The organism is Klebsiella sp. PK01 (assembly GCF_057624675.1).
Map to the genome: position 1 here is coordinate 725234 of NZ_JBYEZM010000003.1, position 7008 is coordinate 732241.

5 protein-coding genes and 1 pseudogene are annotated in these 7008 nt (G+C 60.2%); 3 read left to right on the plus strand and 3 right to left on the minus strand.

The window, feature by feature from the left end:
- Positions 1-133: 133 nt before the first annotated feature.
- The gene (gene zapE, locus AC22LX_RS13155) at positions 134-1264 is read right to left on the minus strand and encodes a cell division protein ZapE (protein ID WP_213293013.1); all 1131 of its coding nucleotides are present in this window, start codon (positions 1262-1264) and stop codon (positions 134-136) included.
- A 190-nt stretch (positions 1265-1454) separates the two neighbouring features.
- Between zapE and zapG the strand changes: the two genes are divergently transcribed.
- From zapG to degS, 3 genes are all read left to right on the plus strand, one after another.
- On the plus strand, positions 1455-1853 hold the full coding sequence (gene zapG, locus AC22LX_RS13160; protein WP_015369480.1) for a Z-ring associated protein ZapG: 399 nt from the start codon (positions 1455-1457) through the stop codon (positions 1851-1853).
- A gap of 173 nt (positions 1854-2026) precedes the next feature.
- Positions 2027-3394: a serine endoprotease DegQ gene (gene degQ, locus AC22LX_RS13165; protein WP_487334012.1), complete on the plus strand. Its 1368-nt coding sequence runs from the start codon at positions 2027-2029 to the stop codon at positions 3392-3394.
- A gap of 87 nt (positions 3395-3481) precedes the next feature.
- Entirely contained in the window at positions 3482-4540 is a 1059-nt protein-coding gene (degS, locus tag AC22LX_RS13170) for an outer membrane-stress sensor serine endopeptidase DegS (protein ID WP_015703614.1), read from the plus strand.
- 29 nt (positions 4541-4569) lie between these two features.
- Here the strand turns inward: degS and AC22LX_RS13175 are convergent.
- Positions 4570-5272, minus strand: a pseudogene (locus tag AC22LX_RS13175) (hypothetical protein).
- A gap of 793 nt (positions 5273-6065) precedes the next feature.
- Positions 6066-7008, minus strand: a 943-nt coding sequence (locus AC22LX_RS13180) for a sodium ion-translocating decarboxylase subunit beta (protein ID WP_487334013.1), incomplete at its 5' end; no start/stop codon positions are given.

The window sequence follows — 7008 nt, forward strand, 5'->3', positions numbered from 1 at the left end:
CACATAGAAGATTTCGGGAAAAAAAACCTTCTCGTAACGTGGGGTCGCAAGATTATAGAGAAGTAGGGGCCAAAGATCGACCCCTTTATGTGATTTGCAGCAGGTTTTTCTCAACCTGAGAAGAAGGCTGGATTCAGGGCATGTGCGGCTGCTTCAGATACTCTTCGCTTTGCATTTCCTGCAGGCGCGATAAACAGCGCTGGAACTCAAACTTCAGGCGTTCGCCCTGATAGATCTCATACAGCGGTACCGCCGCGCTGACTACCAGCTTCACGTGGCGTTCGTAGAATTCATCCACCAGCGCGATAAAGCGCCGCGCTTCGCTCTCGAGCTGCGTCGTCATCACCGGCACATCGAACAACATCACGGTATGGAACAGGCGTGACAACGCGATGTAATCGTGCTGGCTGCGCGCATCCACGCACAGCGTGTCGAACGACGCCGCCAGGGTCTGGTTTTCCACGCCCAGCGTCGGCAGCGGCCGGTGGTTAATTTCCAGCGTCGGCATCTGCTCGCGTTTGGCCCCCGCCAGCGCCAGCCAGAGTTTATCCATTTGCTGGTTGGTCTCGGCATTGAGCGGCGACAGCCACAGATGCGCCTGGGTTAAAGTGCGCAAGCGGTAATCAATCCCCGCATCGACGTTCATAATGTCGCAATGCTGTTTGATGGCGTCTATCGCCGGCAGGAAACGCGCGCGTTGCAGACCATTGCGGTAGAGTTCGTCCGGCGGGATGTTCGAGGTAGCGACCAGCGTAATCCCCCGCGAGAACAGCGCTTTCATTAAGCCGCCGAGCAGCATGGCATCGGTGATGTCGGAGACAAAAAACTCGTCGAAGCACAACACATCGGTTTGCGCTTTAAAGCGATCGGCAACGATTTCCAGCGGGTCGCTATGCCCCTGCAGGGTGGTTAACTCTTCGTGCACGCGCAGCATAAAGCGATGGAAATGCAGGCGCTGTTTACGCTCGCCCGGCAGGCTTTGATAGAACATATCCATCAGCCAGGTTTTGCCGCGCCCCACGCCGCCCCACATATACAGGCCGCGTACGGCGGTCGCTTCCGCCGCCGGCTCGCGCTTGCCGAGTAGTTTGCTGAATTTCGCCCGCAGACCGCCGCCCGCGGGCGCTGCGGCTACAGGTTTATCCTGCAGTTCACGATAGATGGTATCGAGTCGGCTGACCGCTTCTCGTTGGACATCGTCTGGTTGATGGCTGCCCTCTTTGAGAGCTAAAAGGTAACGCGATGTTGGGGACAGGCTTTGCATGATCTTATTGTTATTCCTTGAAAACCGTGGCGCCGTAGCGCACGATTGACGAAAAAAAGGCGGTTCTACAGTACGCGATGATACGCCAGGATTCCACTTCTGTGGAATTAGCGGTTATAGTGGCACTATCGGGCGCAGGCGGAGAGCCTAACAGCCACCCTACGGAACCACAAAACAACGGGAGATGTTCATGACCTGGGAATACGCGCTAATTGGATTAGTCGTCGGTATCATCATCGGTGCCGTCGCCATGCGTTTTGGTAACCGCAAATTGCGTCAGCAACAAGCGCTGCAGTTCGAACTGGAAAAGAATAAAGCAGAGCTTGAAGAGTATCGCGAAGAGCTGGTCAGCCATTTTGCGCGCAGCGCAGAACTGCTGGACAACATGGCGGATGACTACCGTCAGCTGTATCAGCACATGGCAAAAAGCTCCAGCAGCCTGCTGCCGGACGCCATGGCGGACGCCAATCCGTTCCGCAATCGCCTGGCGGAGTCCGAAGCCAGCAACGATCAGGCGCCGGTACAGATGCCGCGCGACTACTCTGAAGGCGCCTCCGGCCTGCTGCGCGGTGGCGCGAAACGCGACTGATCCCGCTGTCTGCGTAAAAATATTTACCGGGCGCGCCTTCCGCGCCCGTCTTCCCCCTGCATCCCAGCTACAATTTAAGCACGGACCGCATTGTTAGCCGGTCGAAAATTCAATAACATCAAATCATTCGGACGTTTTTTCCATACACCTCAGGTTACGAGAGCCAGCATCTAATGAAGAAACAGACTTTGCTGTTGAGTGCGTTAGCGTTAAGCATTGGATTATCGTTGTCGGTCCTGCCTCCGGCGACGGCATCACTGCCGACCCAGGTTCCAGGCCAGGGCGCGCTGCCGAGCCTCGCGCCGATGCTGGAAAAAGTATTGCCTGCGGTGGTGAGCGTGCAGGTAGAAGGCACCGCCTCGCCGGTGCAGAATATGCCGGAAGAGCTGAAAAAATACTTCGGCGACAACGCGCCGCAAGAGCAGGCGCAGCCGTTTGAAGGCCTCGGTTCAGGGGTGATTATCGACGCCGCCAAAGGCTACGTGCTGACCAACAACCACGTAATAAGCCAGGCGCAGAAAATCAGCATTCAGTTGAACGATGGCCGCGAGTTCGATGCCAAACTGGTAGGCAGCGACGAACAGAGCGATATCGCTCTACTGCAGGTTTTAAAACCCAGCAATTTAACGCAAATCGCCATCGCGGATTCCGACAAACTGCGCGTCGGCGATTTCGCCGTTGCCGTCGGCAACCCCTTCGGCCTCGGCCAAACCGCCACTTCCGGCATTATCTCCGCGCTGGGCCGTAGCGGCCTTAATCTCGAAGGGCTGGAAAACTTTATTCAAACCGATGCCTCAATTAACCGCGGCAACTCCGGCGGCGCGCTGCTGAATCTCAACGGCGAGCTTATCGGCATTAATACCGCCATTCTGGCGCCGGGCGGCGGCAGCATCGGCATCGGCTTCGCCATCCCGAGCAACATGGCGAAGACCCTCGCCGATCAGCTTATTCAATACGGCGAGATTAAACGCGGCCTGCTGGGCATTAAAGGCATGGAAATGAGCGCGGATATCGCTAAAGCGATGAATATCAACGCTCAGCGCGGCGCCTTCGTAAGCGAAGTCCTGGCCAATTCAGGCTCCGCAAAAGCAGGGATTAAATCCGGCGACGTTATCGTCAGCATGAACGGCAAACCGCTAAGCAGCTTCGCCGAGCTGCGTTCGCGTATCGCCACCACCGCCCCTGGCACTAAAGTAAAACTGGGGCTACTGCGCGACGGCAAACCGTTGGACGTCGAAGTCACGCTGGATAAGAGCACTTCTTCCACCGCCAGCGCCGATCTGATTATCCCGGCCCTGCAGGGAGCGGCGCTAAGCGATGGCCAGCTGAAAGACGGCACTAAGGGCGTGACTATCGATAACGTCGATAAAGGCAGCGCGGCGGCGCAGGTTGGCTTGCATAAAGACGATCTGATTATCGGCCTCAACCGCCAGCGCGTGCGTTCCATCGCCGAGCTACGTAAAGTGCTGGAAACCAAACCGGCCGTCATCGCGCTGAATGTGCTGCGCGGTAACGAAAGCATTTATCTGCTGCTACGCTGACGGCTGCTTCCGGACATCGCGCGTCGTGCGATGTCCGGATAAGTCATGCTATGCTGCGCCTGCCCATTAATTAACGATATTCGCATCATGCCAGGAAAGCTTTTACGTTCAGTCCTTATCGGTTTAATCGTCGGCGGCATTCTGCTGGCGGCGATGCCTTCGCTGCGCCAGTGGCAGCTCTCATCGGCGACGCCGAGCGATACCGCTGACGAATCGCCCGCCAGCTATAATGCTGCGGTAAGACGCGCCGCGCCGGCGGTGGTCAACGTCTATAACCGCGCGCTGAACAGCACCAGCCATAACCAGCTGACGCTTGGCTCCGGCGTTATCATGGACCAACGCGGATATATCCTCACCAACAAGCATGTCATCAACGATGCTGACCAGATAATCATTGCGCTGCAGGATGGACGGGTATTCGAAGCCCTGTTAGTCGGTTCCGATACCCTGACCGACCTGGCGGTGCTCAAAATAAACGCCAGCGGCGGCCTGCCGGTCATCCCGATTAACCCGAAACGCGTTCCGCATATCGGCGATGTAGTACTGGCGATAGGCAACCCGTATAACCTCGGACAAACCATCACCCAGGGCATCATCAGCGCGACCGGTCGTATCGGCCTGAACCCTACCGGGCGGCAGAACTTCCTGCAAACCGATGCCTCTATCAACCACGGCAACTCCGGCGGCGCGCTGGTCAACTCGCTGGGTGAATTGATGGGTATTAACACCCTGTCGTTTGATAAGAGCAATGACGGCGAAACGCCGGAAGGGATTGGCTTTGCCATCCCGTTCCAGCTGGCGACCAAGATCATGGATAAACTGATCCGCGACGGTCGGGTGATCCGCGGTTACATCGGGATCAGCGGCCGCGAGATCGCGCCAATGCATGCGCAGAGCGGCGGCATGGATCAGATCCAGGGGATCGTCGTGAATGACGTCGCCCCGGATGGCCCGGCGGCGCAGGCTGGGATCCGCGCCAATGACGTGATCATCTCGGTGAATGATAAACCAGCAGTTTCGGCGCTGGAAACCATGGACCAGGTTGCGGAAATTCGCCCGGGTTCAGAAATCCCGGTGGTCATCATGCGCGATGATAAGAAAATCACCCTGCACGTGGCGGTACAGGAATACCCGGCGACAAATTAACGCTTAGCGCTCCTTTATCGGGAGCGCGATTAATCGGCAAACAGCGGTCCGGCCGGGAATCTGGCCAGAAACCCGGTCACCGCCAGTAACGACCACAACGATGGCCAGCGGATCTGCCGCTCCCGCAGTTCATCATCCAGCGTCAGTCAGTAACGCGAACTCCCCTCTCTCGCCGAGAACCCCGCCCTGCCACAGCAGCCGTTGCGCCTGCTGCCGCGCCCACGGCGATTCACTCCTCCAGGCCAGCAAATGCAGCAGCGACTGCTGTAAACAAACGCTGTGCGCATGGTTGTCCCGCAGCAATCGTCGATACACCGGCAGCGAGATACTGCGTACGGTGTAGAAACCGCTGCATGATTCACTATCAGCCTGCGCCACGCTGGCGCACATCTGCCCGGCCAGATCGCATAAACGATTATGCGTCAGCGGCTGACGCAGCGCATCCAGATGCCCGGCAGCGGCGCAAAGCAGGCCGCTCCTTTGCCGCTCCTGCGTCAGCGAATCAAGCAACGCCGCTACCGTTTCAGCCTCCCCGCTCTGCGCATGCTGTATACCGGCGTCATAACAACTGACAAAGAAATCATGGCTGCCACGGCCGACCGGCGGGTGCGCCAGCAGATTCAGCGCCGGATGCAGTTGTTCAAGCTCCTCCAGCGACGCCAGGGCGTCATCAACGACCCCCTCTTTTGCCGACGACCGGCTGGCAGGATGTAATACTAGCGTTTCATTCATCAAAGCCTCCTCAGGAAAAATTCCCGGCTCGCGCGGCGCCCGGCCGGGCTACGGGGTCACCGGTCGCCCGGCTAAGGTGCCAGCCGCCCTCCGGGAACCTCTCCCCGGTGGCGCTGCGCTTACCGGGGCTACAAACCGGAGCGGACCGGTCGCCCGGATAAGGCGCCAGCCGCTATCCGGCAACCTCTCCCCGGTGGCGCTGCGCTTACCGGGGCTACAAACCGGAGCGGACCGGTCGCCCGGATAAGGCGCCAGCCGCCATCCGGGAACCTCTCCCCGGTGGCGCTGCGCTTACCGGGGCTACAAACCGGAGCGGACCGGTCGCCCGGCTAAGGCGCCAGCCGCCATCCGGGAACCTCTCCCCGGTGGCGCTGGCTTACCGGGGCTACAAACCGGAGCGGACCGGTCGCCCGGATAAGGCGTAAGCCGCTATCCGGCAACCTCTCCCCGGTGGCGCTGCGCTTACCGGGGCTACAAACAGGAGCGGACCGGTAGCCCGGATAAGGCACCAGCCGCCATCCGGGAACCTCTCCCCGATGGCGCTGCGCTTACCGGGGCTACAAACCGGAGCGGACCGGTCGCCCGGATAAGGCGCCAGCCGCCATCCGGGAACCTCTCCCCGGTGGCGCTGCGCTTACCGGTGTTACAAACCGGAGCGGACGGGTAGCCCGGATAAGGCGCCAGCCGCCATCCGGGAACCTCTCCCGGTGGCGCTGCGCTTACCGGGGCTACAAACCGGAGCGGACGGGTAGCCCGGATAAGGCGCCAGCCGCTATCCGGGATGGACGCCGGCCTACATCGCCAGCACGTACTTGAGCATCACCCCGGCGGCGATCGCCGAGCCGATCACCCCGGCCACGTTCGGGCCCATCGCGTGCATCAGCAGGAAGTTCTGCCCGTCCGCTTCCAGACCCACCTTGTTGGACACCCTCGCCGCCATCGGCACCGCCGATACCCCGGCGGAACCAATCAGCGGGTTGATCTTGTGCTTACTGAATACGTTCATCAGCTTCGCCATGATCACCCCGGCGGCGGTGCCCACGCAGAAGGCGATCACGCCCAGCAGCAGGATCCCCAGCGTCTGCGGCTGCAGGAACTTGTCCGCCACCAGCTTGGCTCCCACCGACAGCCCGAGGAAGATGGTGACGATATTGATCAGCGCGTTCTGCACCGTATCGCTCAGACGATCCACCACCCCGCTTTCGCGCATCAGGTTGCCGAAGCAGAACATCCCCAGCAGCGGCGCGGCGTCCGGCAGCAGCAGCGCCACCAGCAGCAACAGCACCGCCGGGAAGAGGATCTTCTCGCGTTTGCTCACCGTACGCAGCTGCACCATGCGGATCTTCCGCTCTTTGTCGCTGGTCAGCGCCTTCATGATCGGCGGCTGGATCAGCGGCACCAGCGCCATGTAGGAGTAGGCGGCCACCGCGATGGCCCCCAGCAGCTCCGGCGCCAGCTTGCTCGACAGGTAGATGGCCGTCGGGCCGTCGGCGCCGCCGATGATGCCGATGGCCGCCGCCTGCGGCAGGGTGAAGGAGATGAAGCCGAAGTAGTTCAGCGTCAGCGCCCCGAGCACGGTGGCGAAGATCCCGAACTGCGCCGCCGCCCCCAGCAACAGGGTGCGCGGGTTGGCCAGCAGCGGGCCGAAATCGGTCATCGCCCCGACGCCCATAAAGATCACCAGCGGCGCGATACCCGAGCCAATCGCCACCTTATAGAAGATGGCCAGCACTCCG